General features: G+C 74.0%; 14 protein-coding genes. 6 read left to right on the top strand and 8 right to left on the bottom strand.

The window, feature by feature from the left end; genetic code table 11:
• The first annotated feature begins 106 nt into the window (after positions 1–106).
• Complete coding sequence (locus ACZ6Y7_RS11290; protein WP_465757628.1) at positions 107–835, top strand: ribonuclease H family protein; 729 nt, start codon at positions 107–109, stop codon at positions 833–835.
• A gap of 166 nt (positions 836–1,001) precedes the next feature.
• On the opposite strand, the gene ACZ6Y7_RS11285 is transcribed toward ACZ6Y7_RS11290, so the two are convergent.
• Positions 1,002–2,249 carry a hypothetical protein gene (locus tag ACZ6Y7_RS11285; protein WP_465757627.1) on the bottom strand — a complete coding sequence of 416 codons (1,248 nt, stop codon included), beginning with the start codon at positions 2,247–2,249 and terminating at the stop codon, positions 1,002–1,004.
• A gap of 436 nt (positions 2,250–2,685) precedes the next feature.
• Between ACZ6Y7_RS11285 and ACZ6Y7_RS11280 the strand changes: the two genes are divergently transcribed.
• Entirely contained in the window at positions 2,686–3,408 is a 723-nt protein-coding gene (locus tag ACZ6Y7_RS11280) for a hypothetical protein (protein WP_465757626.1), read from the top strand.
• A 119-nt stretch (positions 3,409–3,527) separates the two neighbouring features.
• On the opposite strand, the gene ACZ6Y7_RS11275 is transcribed toward ACZ6Y7_RS11280, so the two are convergent.
• Positions 3,528–4,109 carry a hypothetical protein gene (locus ACZ6Y7_RS11275; RefSeq protein WP_465757625.1) on the bottom strand — a complete coding sequence of 194 codons (582 nt, stop codon included), beginning with the start codon at positions 4,107–4,109 and terminating at the stop codon, positions 3,528–3,530.
• A gap of 228 nt (positions 4,110–4,337) precedes the next feature.
• Here ACZ6Y7_RS11275 and ACZ6Y7_RS11270 point away from each other — a divergent pair, with 228 nt between their 5' ends.
• Complete coding sequence (locus ACZ6Y7_RS11270; protein WP_465757624.1) at positions 4,338–5,615, top strand: YncE family protein; 1,278 nt, start codon at positions 4,338–4,340, stop codon at positions 5,613–5,615.
• A 222-nt stretch (positions 5,616–5,837) separates the two neighbouring features.
• Positions 5,838–6,326, top strand: a complete 489-nt coding sequence (locus ACZ6Y7_RS11265) for a hypothetical protein (protein WP_465757623.1) — start codon at positions 5,838–5,840, stop codon at positions 6,324–6,326.
• A gap of 80 nt (positions 6,327–6,406) precedes the next feature.
• Here the strand turns inward: ACZ6Y7_RS11265 and ACZ6Y7_RS11260 are convergent, their stop codons facing one another.
• Positions 6,407–6,799, bottom strand: coding sequence for a DUF4267 domain-containing protein (locus tag ACZ6Y7_RS11260; protein WP_465757622.1), 393 nt, complete (start codon positions 6,797–6,799; stop codon positions 6,407–6,409).
• Positions 6,800–6,918: 119 nt separating this feature from the next.
• Positions 6,919–7,584, bottom strand: a complete 666-nt coding sequence (locus ACZ6Y7_RS11255) for a hemerythrin domain-containing protein (protein ID WP_465757621.1) — start codon at positions 7,582–7,584, stop codon at positions 6,919–6,921.
• An 83-nt stretch (positions 7,585–7,667) separates the two neighbouring features.
• On the opposite strand from ACZ6Y7_RS11255, the gene ACZ6Y7_RS11250 reads away from it, so the two are divergent.
• On the top strand, positions 7,668–11,003 hold the full coding sequence (locus ACZ6Y7_RS11250; protein ID WP_465758018.1) for a BTAD domain-containing putative transcriptional regulator: 3,336 nt from the start codon (positions 7,668–7,670) through the stop codon (positions 11,001–11,003).
• A 172-nt stretch (positions 11,004–11,175) separates the two neighbouring features.
• On the opposite strand, the gene ACZ6Y7_RS11245 is transcribed toward ACZ6Y7_RS11250, so the two are convergent.
• Both ACZ6Y7_RS11245 and ACZ6Y7_RS11240 read right to left on the bottom strand, forming a co-directional pair.
• Positions 11,176–12,111: a hypothetical protein gene (locus ACZ6Y7_RS11245; RefSeq protein ID WP_465757620.1), complete on the bottom strand. Its 936-nt coding sequence runs from the start codon at positions 12,109–12,111 to the stop codon at positions 11,176–11,178.
• Positions 12,112–12,203: 92 nt separating this feature from the next.
• Positions 12,204–12,605 (bottom strand): hypothetical protein, encoded by a 402-nt coding sequence (locus ACZ6Y7_RS11240; protein WP_465757619.1) that lies wholly within the window; start codon positions 12,603–12,605, stop codon positions 12,204–12,206.
• 391 nt (positions 12,606–12,996) lie between these two features.
• Here ACZ6Y7_RS11240 and ACZ6Y7_RS11235 point away from each other — a divergent pair, with 391 nt between their 5' ends.
• Positions 12,997–14,403, top strand: a complete 1,407-nt coding sequence (locus ACZ6Y7_RS11235; protein WP_465757618.1) for a HEAT repeat domain-containing protein — start codon at positions 12,997–12,999, stop codon at positions 14,401–14,403.
• Positions 14,404–14,620: 217 nt separating this feature from the next.
• On the opposite strand, the gene ACZ6Y7_RS11230 is transcribed toward ACZ6Y7_RS11235, so the two are convergent.
• Both ACZ6Y7_RS11230 and ACZ6Y7_RS11225 read right to left on the bottom strand, forming a co-directional pair.
• A complete protein-coding gene (locus tag ACZ6Y7_RS11230; protein ID WP_465757617.1) occupies positions 14,621–15,190 on the bottom strand; it encodes an RICIN domain-containing protein in 570 nt (189 codons plus the stop codon).
• Positions 15,191–15,565: 375 nt separating this feature from the next.
• Complete coding sequence (locus ACZ6Y7_RS11225; protein WP_465757616.1) at positions 15,566–16,078, bottom strand: DUF1877 domain-containing protein; 513 nt, start codon at positions 16,076–16,078, stop codon at positions 15,566–15,568.
• Positions 16,079–16,323 lie beyond the last annotated feature (245 nt).

Genomic DNA, 16,323 nt, shown 5'->3' with positions numbered 1-16,323 from the left:
GCATGCGCCCGGGAACCCGGCGACTCCGGAGCGGCCGTTCGCGGCGCCCCCGGCCGCGGCCGACCGGCTTTGGCTCCGGGCCGCCCGACCGGGCATGATCGGGGACATGGTCGAACGAGTCATTGCAGCGTGTGACGGAGCAGCCAAGGGCAACCCCGGTCCGGCGGGCTGGGCGTACGTGGTGGCGGACGCCACCGGCGCGCCCCAGCGCTGGGAGTCCGGCGCGCTCGGGCACAGCACCAACAACGTGGGAGAACTGACGGCGCTGCGGCGGCTGCTGGCGGCGACCGACCCGGCCGTCCCGCTGGAGGTGCGGCTGGACAGCACCTACACCCGCGACTCGGTGACCAAGTGGCTGAAGGGCTGGAAGCGCAACGGCTGGAAGACCGCGGCCGGCAAGCCGGTCGCCAACCAGGAGCTGATCCAGGCGATCGACGCGCTGCTGGAGGGCCGGGACGTCACCTTCGTCTACGTGCCGGCCCACCGGGTCGACGGCGACCCGCTGAACGCCATCGCCGACAAGGCCGCCAGCGACGCCGCCCGCACCCAGCAGGGCGCGTCCGGCACCGCCGCCGACCTGCCCGCGCCCGACCCGGCCGCCGCCACCAAGCCGCGCCCCGCCAGGGCCGCCGGCGGCGGAGCCGGCAGCACCGGCAACAGCGGGGGCACCGGCGGCGGCGCTGCCGCGAAGCGCAGCTCCTCGGGCAGCGCCCGCACCCTCGCCGCGCGCTACCCGGGCACCTGCCCGTGCAGCCGGCCGTACGCCAAGGGCGACAAGATCACCAAGGTCGGCAGCAGCTGGGGCCACCCGGAGTGCGTCGCCGCCCACGCCTGACCGGGCCGCCTCCCGGACGGCTCGACAACGGCGAGGGCCCCGCGCCGAGTCGCGCGGGGTCCTCGCCCACCGCGGCGCGACCCGCCACCGACCCGCGACCCGCCACCGGAACACGGCCGGCCGACCGCGGGTGCGGTCGGCCGGCCGTGGGGGAGACGGGGGAGGGTCAGCCCTCCTTCGAGATCTCCTTGATGTCCTCGAAGCTCATGCCGAGGGAGTTGAAGGTGCGGGCCTGCGACTCCGGGACGCCGAGCTGGGCGAGTTCCTTGAGCTGTGCGTCGGTCAGCGGGGCGGCCTGGGTGGTGGGGCCGCCCGCGGCGGGACGGCCGCCACGGCTACCGGCACCGGCGGGCCCGGCGGCGAGGCCGAGCACCGTCTTCATCAGGTCCTCGCTGGTCGTCTTCACCGCGCCGGACGGGGCCTGGACGTCCGGGGCCGTCTGGTTGAAGGCGAGCTTCACCGGGAAGTTGACGCCGGGCTCGATCTTGTCCGCCAGCTGGGCGAGGTCGAAGGTGGCCGAGGAGAAGGCGCCCTTCTTCAGGTAGAGGTCCACGCCGACCTTGCGGTCCGGCACGTCGCTCGGGGCCTTGGACGGGAACTTCTTGAACTGCTGCGGGAACTTGTCCGCGACCGGCTTGACGGACTTGAACAGCTCGTCCACCAGCTGGCGGGCCGGGGCGCTCATCCAGATGTGCTCGGCGCCGTCCTTCGTGCCCTTGTCCTCGTACGTGACGGTGCGGCCGAGCACGTCCTTCAGCGAGTTGAGGACCTGTCGGGCGGCCTCGGGGTCGACGGTCGGCGCGGCGCTCGGCGCGGCCTTCTTGCCGTCGTCCTTCTTCGCCGCGTCGGCGAGTTCCTGGAGGTCGAACGAGAGCCACTTGCCGGCCAGCGCGTCCTTGGCGACGCCCAGGTCCGGCGGCAGGTCCGCGCTGAGCTCGTCCACCTGGGACGGGTCCTCGCCGGCCAGCTTGAGCACGCCCTTGGCGTCGACGTGCAGGTAACCCTTGGCGTCGACCTGGCGGTACTCCAGCAGCGAGGTGCCGCTGCGGTCGGAGATCACGTAGGAGACGCGGACCGACTTGTCGAGCGTCAGGTCGTTGTTCGCTCCCGAACCCTTGGCGCTCTTGAAAGCCTCGATGTCCTTGAGCGGCTTGTCCGCGGAGATCGCGACGGCGAAGGTGAGCCCGGACAGGCCCTTGGCGCTCTTCTCGTCGACCTCGCTCTTGGCGCCCTTCTCCCCGGTGGCCTTGGCGAAGGCGACGATCTGCTCGGGGGTGGCGTCGATGGACAGCGCGAAGCCGGCCGACTTGCCGTCACCGATCGTGTTGAAGGCCTTGGACACCTTCTGAGCGGCGTTGAGCTGCTCGACGGTGCCGCAGGCGGCGAGACCGGTGGCGAGGACCGATGCGGTCACGGCGACGGGCATCGCACCGCGAGCGGCCTTGCGGATGGCGGTGTTGATGGTGCAACTCCTGTGTTACGGGGCCCGATCGGACGACCGGGGCTCCCTCCCCTGTGGTATGGAGCGCTGCAGCGCTCACACATGCGATCACACTATCAGCAAGTAATCACCCCATTATTTGAGGCAGGCTTTAAGCAAGCTGACGGGAATCCACCGAAGTGGCCTGATCTGTCCGTCCTTTGTTCGTGCAGCCTCCGGTTTCTCCCCGGTCGCTCTCCTTCCCGGCCGGGTGGTCGCCGGGCCACCCGGCCGGGCCCCGAACACACCGAAAGATGGCGAAAGCTTTGCCGAGAAGGGCTGTTCGGGCCCTGATCGCCGCCTGCTAACCTCAGCCGATTTCCCGCCGGGCAAGGTCGGCGGACATGACGGGGTAAGAGGTACCGAAAGCATGGCAATACGCCGGGCGAAGCAGAAGGCCCAGGTCATCGAGAAGCTGTCCCAGGTGGCACCGCCGGGAGACACCTTCATCGCGTGCGTGCACGTGGAGACCGGCCCCAGCCCGTGGCTCAACGCGGTCTTCGACGAGGTCCCCCTGCTCGGCCTGATCGTCGCGCTGACCCGTCAGTTCTACTTCCTGACGCTCACCAACAGCTCGGTCGTGGTCAACGCCGCCAGCCGTTGGACCAACCGCCCCGGTGAGGTGGTCGCGGTGTTCCCGCGGCACGCCTTCCCGGTCAGCCGGGTCAAGCGGGCCTCGCTCTGGAGCTCGATGTACGTGCAGCTGCCCAACAGCACCAAGCCGACCCGGCTGAACATCCACCGCTACTGGCGGGCCGAGCTGGACCAGCTGAGCGCGGTCTTCCCGCCCGGATCGATCGACCCCTCCTCGCAGCCCTTCGAGCTCGCGCCCCAGGGGATGCCGCACCCGGGGCAGGCGGCCCAGCCCTTCCCGCAGCAGCAGGCCTATCCGGCTCCGCCTGCGCAGGCGTACCCGGCCGCGCAGGGCCAGCCGTACCCGCAGCAGCAGGCCTATCCGGCTCCGCCGGCGCAGCCCTACCCGCCGCAGCAGCAGCCGTACCCGGCGCCGCAGGCCTATCCGGCCCCGCCCGCGCAGCCCTACCCGCCGCAGGGCGCGCCCTACGGCGGTCAGCCGGGTCACCCGGGGCAGTGACCTCGGGGTCGAACGGTCGGCGGTAGGCCCAGTCGCCGGGCGGCGGCCCGCACGCACATCGGCCCCGGCTCCCCTCGTGGGGAGCCGGGGCCGAAACGATTCCGCGCCTCAGCGGGCGGTCAAGGCCGCGGCGGCTGCTGCAGGACGGCGATGACGATGACCACCGCGCAGATCAGGAGCCCCAGCAGGACGCCCGCCACGGTGGGCGTCATCCGGTCTCGGAGCTGCTTCGCGGGCTTCACCCGCTGCGTCGGGTGCGTGCTGTACTCCCACCAGTTCACCAGCCGCCGGAAGTCGGTGTCGAAGTCCGCGGACGGGTACAGCCGACTGGTCTGGAGCCCCGGCAGCGAGCGGCGCCGTCCGTCGGCGAGGAACACCCGCGCGGCGTACGTCACCGAGCCGTTGCCCTTGGTCTCACGCACGTCGACCCAGCGGATCTCCTGCCACGCGTGGGTCCGGCCGCGTCCGAAGCCCCAGCAGATGGTGACGCCGTCGGCGCCGACCCGGCTCCAGGAGCGCCAGCTCAGGACGGCGCCGGGCACGCAGAGCGCGACGGTCGCGACGACCATCCAGAACGTGGGCCAGGCGCCGAGCTTCGTCCCGCCGACGACGAGTTGGGCGGAGAGCACGAGGAGGAGCGGGAGGAAGTTCGACCACGACGGCCGGAACAGGTCTTTCCCCCGGAAGATCAGTTCGTTCACTCGGCGCACACTACGCCTGGGCCAAGGCCTGGACCAGGGGCGCTCCCGGTGTCCGAAGGGTGGGCGGGTGGCCGGCGGAGCGGACGTCGCCGGCGGGCCGACGGCCCCGTCGCGCACGCGTGCGCCGCCGACGTCTTGCCAGCCGGCCGGACCCCTCCCTACCGTCGAGTGGCGCAAGCTGACAGACCGTCTCACAACCCGTCGTGCCACCCCCACGAAGGAGCGACGATGTCCAGGACAGGTCCCCGGCGCCGCCACGGCGCCCGATCCCGCTGCACCCGGTCCCTCTGCACGCTCGCGGCCGCGCTCGGCCTGCTCGCCCCGGCCGCCGTCACCGGCGGCGCCGCCGCCGCGGCCCCGGCGCTCCGGGAGGTGATGTTCGTCGGCAACAACTGGGACGGCACCGCCGACGTGATCGAATCCTCCGGCGCGCTCACCAGGGTCGGACGGATCAACGTCATCCCCGACAAGGACCAGCGGCTCGCCGAGATCTCCCTCGACCCCGTGAAACTCGGCTTCTTCCTCGGCGTCAGGCTCGGCCCGGGCGAGGGCCACGACCAGTTCGTCGACGACATGTACAGCACGCCGGACGGCAGCGCCGTGGTCGTCTCCCGCCCCAGCTTCGCGGACGTGGTCTCCCTCGACCTCGCCACCGGGCGGATCAACTGGCGCTTCCCCGTCGCGGGTTACCGCGCCGACCACATGGCGCTCTCACCCGACGGCACCCGGGTGGCGGTCTCCGCCTCCACCGCGAACACCGTGCACGTCCTGGACGTCCGCACCGGCGCCGAACTCGGCTCGTTCCACACCGGGGACAAGCCGCACGAGAACATCTTCACCGACGGCGGCCGGCAGTTGTGGAACATGTCCATCGGCAACGTCGAAACCGCCCTGGACGCGCCCTGGCTGGACTGGACGAAGGGCGACCGACACATCACCGTCGTCGATGCGGCCACCCTCACCCCGATCCGCGAGATCGACATGCGCAAGCGCCTCGACGACGCCGGCCTCGGCGGCCTCTCCAACGCCGTCCGCCCCGCCGTCTTCTCCCCGGACGGCACCCGCCTCTACTTCCAGGTCTCCTTCTTCAACGGCTTCCTGGAGTACGACGTGACGGCCGACCGGATCACCCGGGTCAAGACCCTCCCGGTCGACCCGGCCGCCAGTACGGACCGCACCACCTGGCCCAACGACTCGCGCCACCACGGCCTGTCGATGAGCCCGTCGGGCGACCGGATCTGCGTCGCGGGCACCGTGGACGGCTACGCGACGGTGGTCGACCGCGCCACCCTCCAGGAGGGCCCGCTGATCCCGGCGTCCAAGCCGTACTGGGCGACGGTGAGCGGGGACGGCAAGTCCTGCCTGATCTCGGAGAGCGGCGCGGACCAGGTCACCGCCATCGACTTCGCGACCGGCCGCAAGACCGCCTCCGTCGCCGTCGGCCACCACCCCCAACGCGTCCGCCTCGGGCACGTCCCCACCGGCTGGACCGGGCCCACACCCTGACCTCCCGGCCCCGCCGGCCCCCGCCGGCCGGCCACCGCACGAACGCGCGCGCCGGCTCGCCGCCCCGGGCATCTCGGCCGGGGAGGGCGCCTTCTCCGGCGCGACCCGTTGAGCGCCTTCGGCAGACCCGCCGCCGACCCGAGCACCGTCGTTCCCCGGATCCGGGCCGGGCGGACGGGGGACAGCGGGTTCCCCTCGGGGCGGGTCGGTCGTTGAGCCGTCATGGCTGATGGGACGGACAGGGGCCGGGACCGGGCTCCGGTGGTGTGGGCGTTGACCGTGCGGGAGCCGGCGCAGGGGCCTCCGCTCGCGGAACTGATCGTGGAGGTCGGTCCGGACCTCCACGGCGCGCTGGTCGAGGGCGCCGTCGACAGCGGTTTCACGCTCGCCGCGGGCGAGCCGCCGGACACCACCGCGAGCGTCGCGGTCGGCGACGGACGCGTGGAGCGCTTGGAACTGGTCGGCGGCCGCGACCTGTGGGAGCCGGACTCGCGGATCGAGGTCTCGCCCGGCTGGCTGGCGGCGGCGGAAGCCCGGGGCACCGCCGTGGTGGTCCTCGTCCCGCCGGGCACCTGGCCGCCGGGCCTGCTCCAGCTGGAACCCCGGACCCGCCTCGACGTGTTCACCCGGCGCCTCGAAGCGGAGACTGCGGCGGGCCGGGTGCTGCACGGCACGGCGACGGTGCGGATCGCCCCGCCCCCGGAGGCTTAGGCAGGCCCGGAATCCCGGGGGATCGGTGCGGACGCGTCGTGGTGCGGTGGAGTCCCGAGGACTTCGACCCGCCCGCGGGCTCAGGCGGCGGACGGGGTGGGGCGTTCGCGCAGGAGGAGGGTGGCGTTCAGGGCGACCAGTGCGGCGGCGAGGCCGTGGACGCCGAAGGCGACGGCGGGGGACCCGTGGTTGCCCAGGACGGTCAGCATGTCGGTGACGGGCGCGAAGGTCAGCCCCAGCAGTACCCAGCCCAGGGCCTTGCGCTGGCCGGTCAGCAGGAGCGCGAAGACGCCGAGGCAGATCGCGATGTCGCGCCCGCCCTTGACGGTGAGGAAGCCCGTGCCCTCGTGCTGGGGCCAGGTCGGCAGGCCGAATCCGGCGGCGGACGCCTGCGGGTCCAGCAGGTACAGGAGGCCGATGTACAGCAGGAACAGGCCGCTCAGGACGGAGAGGACGGTGGTGAAGCGCTTCATGGCGATTCCTTTCGTTCGGAAGGAGCTCGGGGAGAACGGACGGCGACGGACGGCGACGGACGGTGACGGACCGGGACGGACGGGGTCGGACGGCGGCGGTCGGCGGCGGTCGGCGGCGGTCAGCCCCGGACCCGGCGGGTGAGGCGGGCGTACTGTGCGCGGCCGACGGCGTACCAGAGCAGGCGGGCCGGGAGCGGCAGGCCGTCGAGGATCGCGGAGCGTTCGGCGGGATCGGCCTCCTCGAGCACCATGCCGAGGAAGAACAGCAGCTTGGGCTTGGGCGTGTGGGCCAGGAAGTGCTCGCCCATCGCGTTCCACTCGTGCTGCCACAGGTGCTGCGCGGCGAGGGGGAGCAGTGCGGCCTCCTCCTCGTCGAGGTGCTCGACGAGGACCGCGCGGTGGTCGGCGAGCGCGGCCGTGAGCGCGTCGCGCTCCGCCTCTCCGGCGCTCGACTCCCAGACGGGCAGGGCGGCTTCGGCCGCCGCGAGGGTGGCGGCGACGCGCTCGTGCTGGGCCTCCATCCGCAGGACGAGGTCGGCCTCCAGGTCGACCCTGGCCAGCAGCGGAGGCCACAGGAACGCGTCCTCGCCGTGGTGGTGGTTGCTCAGCCCGAGCCGGTAGTCGCGGAAGTGGTCCGCCAGGACGCGGGCGCGGGCGGTGTCGCCGGGGGCGACGGCGGCGACCAGCTCGACGAGCAGTCGCGACTCGCGGCGCAGTCCGCGGTGGATGACCACCATCTCGCGGGTGTTCGGACGGGTCTGCTGCGGTGCGTTCGTGGTGTCCATGCGAGAAGCCTCGCCCGGGCCTCCTGGAGGTCGGTTGGAAGCGACTTGGAAGCTCGGGCGGGCCGTCTACGATGTGCCCGGTGATGGTCTCCCTACGCGTGCTCGGCTCCTTCGCCGCCGAGCGGAACGGCGGGCCCGTGCCGCTCGGCGGCCGGCGCCAGCGCGCGGTCCTGGCCCGGTTGGCGGTGGCGCGTGGCGCGGTCGTCTCGGTGGACCGGCTGATCGAGGAGATCTGGCAAGGGGCCCCGCCCGCCCGGGCCGTGACGTCCCTGCAGGCGTACGTGTCGAACCTGCGGCGACTGCTGGAGCCGGGCCGCGCACCGCGCACTCCGGCCGCCCTGCTGGTCAGCGCACCACCCGGGTACGCGCTGCGCCTGCCCGACGGCGCCGTCGACGCCTGGCGGTTCGAGCGCCTGCTGCGCGAGGCGCGGGACGTCCCGCCGTGGCAGCCGCAGACCGCGCGGGGCCTGCTCGGCGAGGCGCTGTCGCTGTGGCAGGGCCCGGCGTACGCCGAGTTCGTCGACGAGTCCTGGGCCCGTGCCGAGGTCGCCCGCCTGGACGAGCTACGCCTGGTCGCGCGCGAGCTGAACGTGGTCGCCGCCCTGCGGTCGGCGCAGGCCGCCGTGACCGTCCCCGAGGCCGAACTGCTCACGCTCGACGAGCCGTTGCGGGAGGAGGGCTGGCGTCTGCACGCGCTGGCGCTGTGGGCGGCCGGCCGGCAGGCCGACGCGCTGGCGACGCTGCGCCGGGCCCGCGCGGTCCTGGCGGACGAGGCGGGCCTCGACCCGGGCCCCGCGCTCAACGAGCTCGAAGCGGCCATCCTGGGCGGCCGCACCGCGCTGCTGCGGGCCGCCACGGAGGTGCCGGAGCACCGGCCGCCGACCCCGCCCGAGGGCCGGACCGCCCCGGCACCGCCGCGCCGACCCGCCCCGGACACCCGCCCGTTCGTCGGCCGCGACGCCGAACTCGCCCGGCTGGCGCAGGCCGCCGACCGGGCGGCCGCCGCCGGGCCCGGGTTCGCGCTGATCACCGGCGAGGCGGGCCTGGGCAAGTCGGAGCTGCTGGAACGGCTCGGAGAACGGCTCCGCACCGCGGGCTGGCTGGTCGCGGCCGGTCAGGCCACCGACGACGAGGGCGCGCCACCGGCCTGGCCCTGGGTGGTGGCCCTGCGGACGATCGCCGCCGCCCTGCCGCCCCCGCCCGAGTCGACCGAGGCACTGGCCCCGCTGCTCTCCGACCGCGCGTCCGGCGGGCGCCCCGACGAGGACGCGGCCGCCGGCCGGTTCCGGCTGAACCGCGCGGTGGCGCGCTGGCTCGCGGCGGCGGCCCGCGAGCGGCCGCTGGCCGTACTGCTGGACGACCTGCACTGGGCCGACGCCGAGACGCTCGCCCTGCTGACCGGCCTGACCGACCTGCCCCCGGGGACACCCCTCCTGGTGGTGGCCGCCTACCGCCCGGACGAGATCGAGGGCCCGCTCGCCGACCAGCTCGCCGTGCTCGCCGGGCGGTCCCCGTTGCGGCTGCCGCTGCCGGGGCTGACCGCGTCGGCCGTCGCCGAGGTGGTCAGGGCGGCGGGCACCGGGCCGGTGGACGCCGGGACGCTCGCCGCGCTCGCCGAACGCACCGGCGGGAACCCCTTCTACGTCTGGGAGAGCGCCCGGCTGCTCGGCAGCGAAGGCGCGCTGGTCGCGCTGTCCGAGGTGCCCCAGGGCGTCCGCGACGTGCTGCGCCGCCGACTCGGACGCCTCCCCGACACGGTGGTGGCGGTCCTGCGGCTGGCCGCGGTCGTCGGGCGTGAAGCGGACGTCGAGCTGCTGGTCGGCGCCGCCGACACCGACGAGGACGCCGTCCTGGCCGCGCTGGACGCCGGTCTGGTCGCCGGACTGCTGACCGAACCCGCCCCCGGCCGCGTCCGGTTCACGCACGCGCTGGTGCGCGACACCCTGCTCGCCGACCTGAGCGGCCTGCGGGCCCGGCGCATGCACGGCCGGATCGCGGCCTGCCTGGAACGGCTCGGCTCGGGCGACGTGTCCGCGCTGGCCCACCACTTCGCGCGGTCGGCGGCCTCGGCGACGGCCGCCAAGGGCGTCCACTACGGCCTGCGCGCGGCCGACCTGGCCGCCGCCCGCTACGCCCACGACGCGGCCGCCGAGCTGCTCGCCGCCGCCCTGGACTGCTTCGAGCGCAGCCCGTCCGGCCCCTCGGAGGACCGGGAGGCGGAACGCCTCGACCTGCTGGGCAGGCTGCTGCGCGCCCAGGTGCGGGCCGGGGCGGTCACCGCCGCCCGCGCGACCCGGCAGCGGGCGATCGACGGCGCGGTCGGCAGCGGCCGCGGCGAGCTGGTGATCCGCGCGCTCACCGCCTGGTCCGAGCCGACGCCGTGGCAGACCCGGCCGTACGGCGTCGTCGACGAGCCCGTCGTCGCGCTGCTCGGCCGGACGCTCGACCGGCCGGACCTCGCCCCCGCCGCCCGGTGCGGGCTGCTGCTCGCCTACTGCGCGGAGCTGTCCGACGAGCGGAACCCGCGGGTGCGGGCAGCCGCCGAGGAGGCCGTGGCGATCGCCACGGCCCTGGGGGACCCAGGCCTCCGCGCGAGGGCGCTGGCGGCACTGCTGCGCGAGCTCGACGCCGAGTTCGACGGGCCGGCGCCCGTGCTGCGCGGCGAGGAGCTCGTCCGGCTCGCCACCGAGCACGACCTGCCGGCCTTCCGCTGGTTCGGCCTGCTCAGCCTGTCGATCGCCGCCGCTGCCGAAGGCGACGTCACCGGTGCCTACGGTCACATCGACACGTGCGTGGAACTGGCCCGGACGTACCGGATGCCGGGGCCCGTCGTGGTCGGCCAGACCGCGCTGGCGACCCGAGCGCTGATCGAAGGACGCAGCGAGGACGCCGAGGAGCTGTACGCCGAGGCCACCGCCGGCATGGCCAGGCAGGGCTCCCCGCACGCCGACGGCTTCCTGCAGCTCGCGACGGCGACGATCCGCGCCGCGCAGGGCCGGCTCGGCGAATTCCTCCCCCAGGCCCGGCGGCTGGCCGAGGAGTACGGCCCGGCGATGGCGGACCTCCTCGCGGCGGCCCTGTGCGCCGCCGGGCAGCACGACGAGGCCCGCGCCGTCCTCGCCCGGGTCGGGCCGCTGCGCACCGACTACCTCCTCACGGTCCTCGCGACCTTCCGCGCGACGGCCGCGGTGGCGCTCGGCGAGAAGGAACGTGCCGAGGAGCTCTACCGCACCCTGCTTCCCCACCGGGACGCGCCGCCGGCCTCCGCGGGCTTCACCCTGGCGATCCGCCCGGTCGCCGCCACCCTCGGCGAACTCGCCCGGCTGCTCGGCCGCGACACCGAGGCCGCCGCCCACTTCGCGCACGCGGCCGCCATCGCCGAACGGTGGCACACCACCCTGGGCCGCGGCGGCGGCTGATCCGGCGCCGCCCGGCCGCCGACCGGGCACCGGAAGCGGTGGCGAGCCGACGGACGGGGGCCGGCCGCACACGAGCGGGTTCCTGGCGTCCCGTCACCGACCGCCGCCGCGTCCGAGCGCGTCCGCCGGCCCGTACCCGGCCCCGTGCCGGATCTGCGGGGCGCCGGGCGGGTCAGTCCTCGACGGGCACGCCGAAGCGGATCGAGTAGCGCTGCTCCAACTCGGCGATCCGCCCGGGCAGGGCCTCGCGCACCTGGACGAGCTCCGCCTCGTGCTCACGGACGAAGGCGTCCCGGAGCGCGGCGCGCAGCGGCTCGCGAGCCGCCTCGACCGGCTGCATACAGGTGGCGTAGACCGCGCCGAGGCGCCGGTCCTCGGCGTTCGCGGCCTGGTCGGTCGCGGCGCTCTGGAGCGTCCGGTCCACCTGGTCGAAGAAGTCCCGTTCGCTGTCGGCCCGTACGCCGTGCGCGGACAGGCAACCGGGCAGGCCCCGTCGGGCCGTCACCACGGCGGTGTCCTGTTCCACGGCCGCGAGGCCGGTGAGCCAACGGGACTGCAGCGGCCCGTATCGGGACTGCAGCTCGCCGGCGGCAGCCGCGCCGTCCTGGCCGCAGCGCCGCTGGACGGCGGGATCGGCGGAGGCCGCGACGGAGGCGGGGGAGGGGGTGGACGAGGGGGTGGCGGTGACCGCGGCGGCGCTCGGGACGGCGCTCGGGCTGAAGCCTCGGCGAGCGATGTGGGCCAAGTCGGGGATCTCGAACTGCCGGATGAACATCGGCGGAGCGGCGTCGGGCGCCTGGACCCGGGCGGTGTCCAGGCAGGCGCGCGTCGCGCGCTCCCGGACCAGGTCGGTGAATCCGTCCAGCCCCTGGGTCAGCCGGGTCTCCGCGCCGGTGGCCGGCAGCAGCATGGGGGTGAGGTCCGGCGGCAGTCCGTAGGCCACCGCGGCCTGCGCACCGGCCGGCGGTGGGGCGGCCGCAGCCGAGGCGGCGGGGCCCGGCTCGGCGGCCGAGCACCCGGTGATCACGGCCAGTGCGGCGCAGACCAGTCCCGCCGCGCTGGTGCGCGAAGCGGTGGAGCGGCGCTGAGGCCGGTGGACGCGGGGCATGAGCAGAGGACTCCGGCAGGAGAGGGGGACGGGACCGGTGGCGCGCGCGGCACCGTGGCCCCGGCCGGAAAAGGGCGGGGCCACGGAGGGCGTCAGTGGACGACGGTGACCTGGTCGCCCGGGTTGCGGCTCAGCACGCTGAACTCGGTACCCGGGTTGAGGTCGGTGATCAGCGCGAAGTAGGAGTTGTTGATGTCGTGGTAGCCGTTGTTCATCTGGACGTAGCCGCGCGAGGCGCCGGTCCACGAGCCACCGGGCCGCCGGTACACGCCGGTGTAGCCGGAGTAGTCGCCCTGCGGGTTGTACGACCAGGAGACGTTGACGTCGTGGCAGGGCGAGTTGGCCTTGGTGACGACCATGATGTTGTTCGTCGTGGTGCCCTCGGACCGGATCCAGTTCGACACGCAGCCGGCGGCGGAGGCGGTGGGGGCCAGCACGACGACCGACGTGGCGGCCGTACCGGCCACGGCGAGAGCGGCCAGGAACTTCTTCATAAGTGACTCCTTGTGGGAAATATGTGGACGGCGGAAATGCGGCAGGAGCCGTCCAGCGCGCCGCAAGGCTACCCCGGAAACCATCGCTGACCTGCACGGATTTCGGCTTCACCGGCTCTGCGGGCTGTGTTGTGATCGTATTGAGACCGTGCAGGACGCGTGGAGCCCGTTTCCTGACCCGGCGTCACCGAACGTGACGTCAGCGCTCGGAGTTCCGACGACCCTCTCCGCCCGCACCGGGCGCACTTCCTCGGGGAGGGATGAGGGACGGCGACCCGTTCGTCCGTGCTGGGCGACCGTCCGCCGGACCGGTCGTCGACGGCATCGGCCGGGGAGGACCGCGCGCCATCCGCCCGGCGCGACTGTCGGAGCGCCCGGTTAGGGTGCCCCCGTGGACACGAGACTGCTGGTCGAGGAACTCTCCGGCACCTGGAACGACACCCGCTCGGCGCGCGACGCGCTCGTCGCACAGGGGGCGGAGGTCGTCGCGGCAGTGCTGGAACTGCTCTGCGACGAGCGGTCACCCGTGGACTGGGCCGTCCCGGCAGACGTCCTGTGCCGGATCGGTGAGCCCGCGCTCCGGCCGTTGGCGCAGGCCGCGGCGGCAGCGCAGTCGCCCGAGGTCGTCCGGAGGATCGGCTGGGCGCTCGGGAGGTCGGCGGTGGCCGACCACGCGGTCTACGTGCCCCTGCTGGACCACCCGCACCCCCGGGTCCGAAGCGTCGCGCTCTTCGCCCTGCAGACCCAGGGCAAGGCCGCGGCGAGGTTCGTCGACCGGATCATTCCGGCCCTGGGAGACCGGGACGACGAGGTGCGGCAGCGAGCCGTCTCGACCTTGCGGGCGATCGGCCCCTCAGCCGGCCCCAGCCTGCGGCAGGTGCGTGCCCGTCCCGCTCCGGCACCCCGGGTACGGGCGGGCGCGCTGGAGGCCCTCGCCGCCATCGGCGGGCCCGCCGCCCTCGACCACCGGGAACGCGACCTCTGGGACCGGCTGACCAGGATCAAGCTGCTGACCGAAGTCCCGCAGGACGTGCACCTGTGCGGAAGCTGGTACGCCGTACCGACCACCGACCAGGACGCGGTCCTCGACGCCTTCGACCTCACCGGCGCCCACCCCGTCACGTTCCGCACCGGCGCGGCAGCCTGGAACCACGACCGCCACGACTGGGACCGGAAGCAGCCCCACAGCGCCTGCTCACGCGTCTTCGTCAGCCCGGCCCTGAACGGCTGGACCCTCGTCTTCGGCGACACCTCCGAAGCCACCCACCGCATCCGTGCCGCGGACGGAGACGACCGGGCACGCGAGGACGTCGTGCGGAAGCGGTGCGCGGACCTCGGCCACCGGTTCGGCTCAGCCCAGTGGTACGGGATGAGCTGCGGCGACGATTGGACCGCCTGGTGCATCGCCGAGGCAGGACGCGTGGTGCGTTACTACGACGCCTACACCGCCGAGGAGGGGGACGACCGGGCCGATCGGGACGACCGGGGCGACGGGGCCGACGGCACCGCGGGACATCCGGCCGAGTCCGGCTACCTCCTCCCGCACCAGGACGGGTTCCCCGACGACGCCTTCGAGGGCGTGAGCCCCTTCGACTCCGACGCGTTCCGCACCCGTTGTTTGCAGGTGAAGGAGGAACTCCGCATTCCCGACACCTGTGTCGCCACCGACATCGCCGCCCGACTCTCCGTCAATCCCGCCGAGCTGGGGCCGGCCACCGGCATCGAAGGCCACGGGGTCCTCGCCCTCACCGCGTGCGGCCGAGAACACGGCCACCCGGCCGGTGCGCTCCCGGTGTGACCGTGCCGACGCCGATTCCGCCCGAGCCGAGGCACCCGCCCCGGGCGGGGCGGGCGGCCCGCTGACTGTCTCCGGGCTGCAGACGTGCGCCCCTCCACCGGCACGGCCACGCTCGGCCTCGTCGGCAGGAGGGGCAGCGGCGCGCGGTCGTTCTCGGGACGCGGGGCGCCTGTGGCAGGCGCCCCGCCCTCACGGCCGCGTGGCTTCCGTGCGTCGTTCAGATGTTGGGGTTGATCGGGCGGTCGCTGTCGGAGTGGTGCCAGTCGAATTCCTGGGTGAGGCCCGCGCTCGCGTTGCGGCCCAGGGTCCACAGCCCGTAGGAGGAGCGCGGGCCCGGGTTGCCGACGTAGGTCAGGCAGGCGCCGGCCGCGTTGCACACGCTGCGGTCGGTGTTGAACGTCCAGCGCTGGTTCGCGTCGTTCGCGTTGCAGCCCACCGCCCGGGCGCCCGGGTTGTCGGACGGGCTGTCCGGGAAGTGGCCCCACAGGCACCGGCCGTCGTTGGTGCTGTGGATCAGGCCGTCCTGGGAGACGAACCAGAACTGGTTCCAGGAACCGTCGCACGGGCGCAGCAGGACCGGGCGGCCGTCGCCGTTGATCTGCCGGTACTCGTCCATGCAGTAGTAGGTGCCGTTGGGGCCGCCGTCGGCCGGTCGGGCGAGCGCCGCGAGGAAGCCGTAGGCGTAGGGCTGCGGGTTCATCGGGTCGGCCTGTGCGGTGGTCGGCAGGGCGAAGGCCCCCGCCAGGGCGAGCAGGACGGTGGACAGGGCGGTGAGTGTTCGTCGCATCGGCGTGTTCCTTGACCTTCCGGTGGGTGGTCGATGACCGCAGCGGGCGCCCGGCCCGGCTGCGCGCCACCCACAGTGGAGGACTTCGTCGCCGCCGGTCAGCACCAGTCGGGACCGGACAATCAATCCCGGAGAACGCCGCCGCGGCAGGCACCCGGTGCGTCCGAGCGCGGACAAACAATCCTGCGGCTCTGACCAGAGGGAGCAACGGAAGTGGGCCGCGAACAAACTGCGTGGGACCCTTCCGCCTGCCCGGTGGCCGGCATGGAGAGACCGTCCGCCCACGCCGGCGTGGACACGTTGACCTCGGTGTCGCCGACGACCCCCTTCCTCCCGTTCGTCGACGCCGACATGCGCGGGTTCGCCGAGGACGGGTCAGTCCCACCACAACACGACGAGAAGCCCCCTTCGGGCCGCCTCCGCGTAGAAGTCGCGCAGAGCAGCGAAGTGGCTCAGCAGGTACGCCGTCGGATCGCCGACGAATCCGTAGCCCAGCGGGGAACCCTCACCGATGTCGGGGACCGCTTCGAGGACCGCGCGCATGTCGATCTCCCCGAGCCGTGCCGACACCTGCGCAACCGCTGCTGGACAGAGCGCGGTCGGAGCGGAGTTGCTGAAGAAGGCGATCGCGTGGGCGTTCCCGTCGAGGAAGTCCAGATCGATGCCGCTCTCGCCGTCGGTCGCGCGCTTGAGCGCCTCCAGGCGGACGGCGTCGAGCCGCGCCAGTTCGCAGGCGCGCTCCAGCATGGCCGGTGCCCAGTCCAGATCCAGACGGTCCACGGCCGGCGGGTCCCAGTGGTGATCCCCGTCGGGTGATTCCTCGGCTGACTGACGGCAGGCGGCGAGGTACTCCGCCGAGACTCGGGCGAGTTGCTGGGTGACGGCCATGACGGCAGTATCCCGGCGCCGTCGAGCGGTTTTGCCGCCGCCTCATCCGGTCGCGTCGGCTCCTGGCGCCCTGGACGGTCGGTCCTGCCCCCGCGGCCGCGCGGTGAGGCGCTGCTGCGGTGCGAGCGGGCGGCCCGCCCCGGGGGCTGTCAGCGGCGGCACGCCGGTCGGTGCCGGACGGAAGCGGTTCGTGGCCGTACAGTGCTGCCGCCGACCGCCCGCTCCTGCGGGAGGCGGGACCGGTG

It is taken from the genome of Kitasatospora sp. NPDC053308, from assembly GCF_055585785.1.
This window is presented reverse-complemented; position numbering and strand designations above follow the sequence as displayed.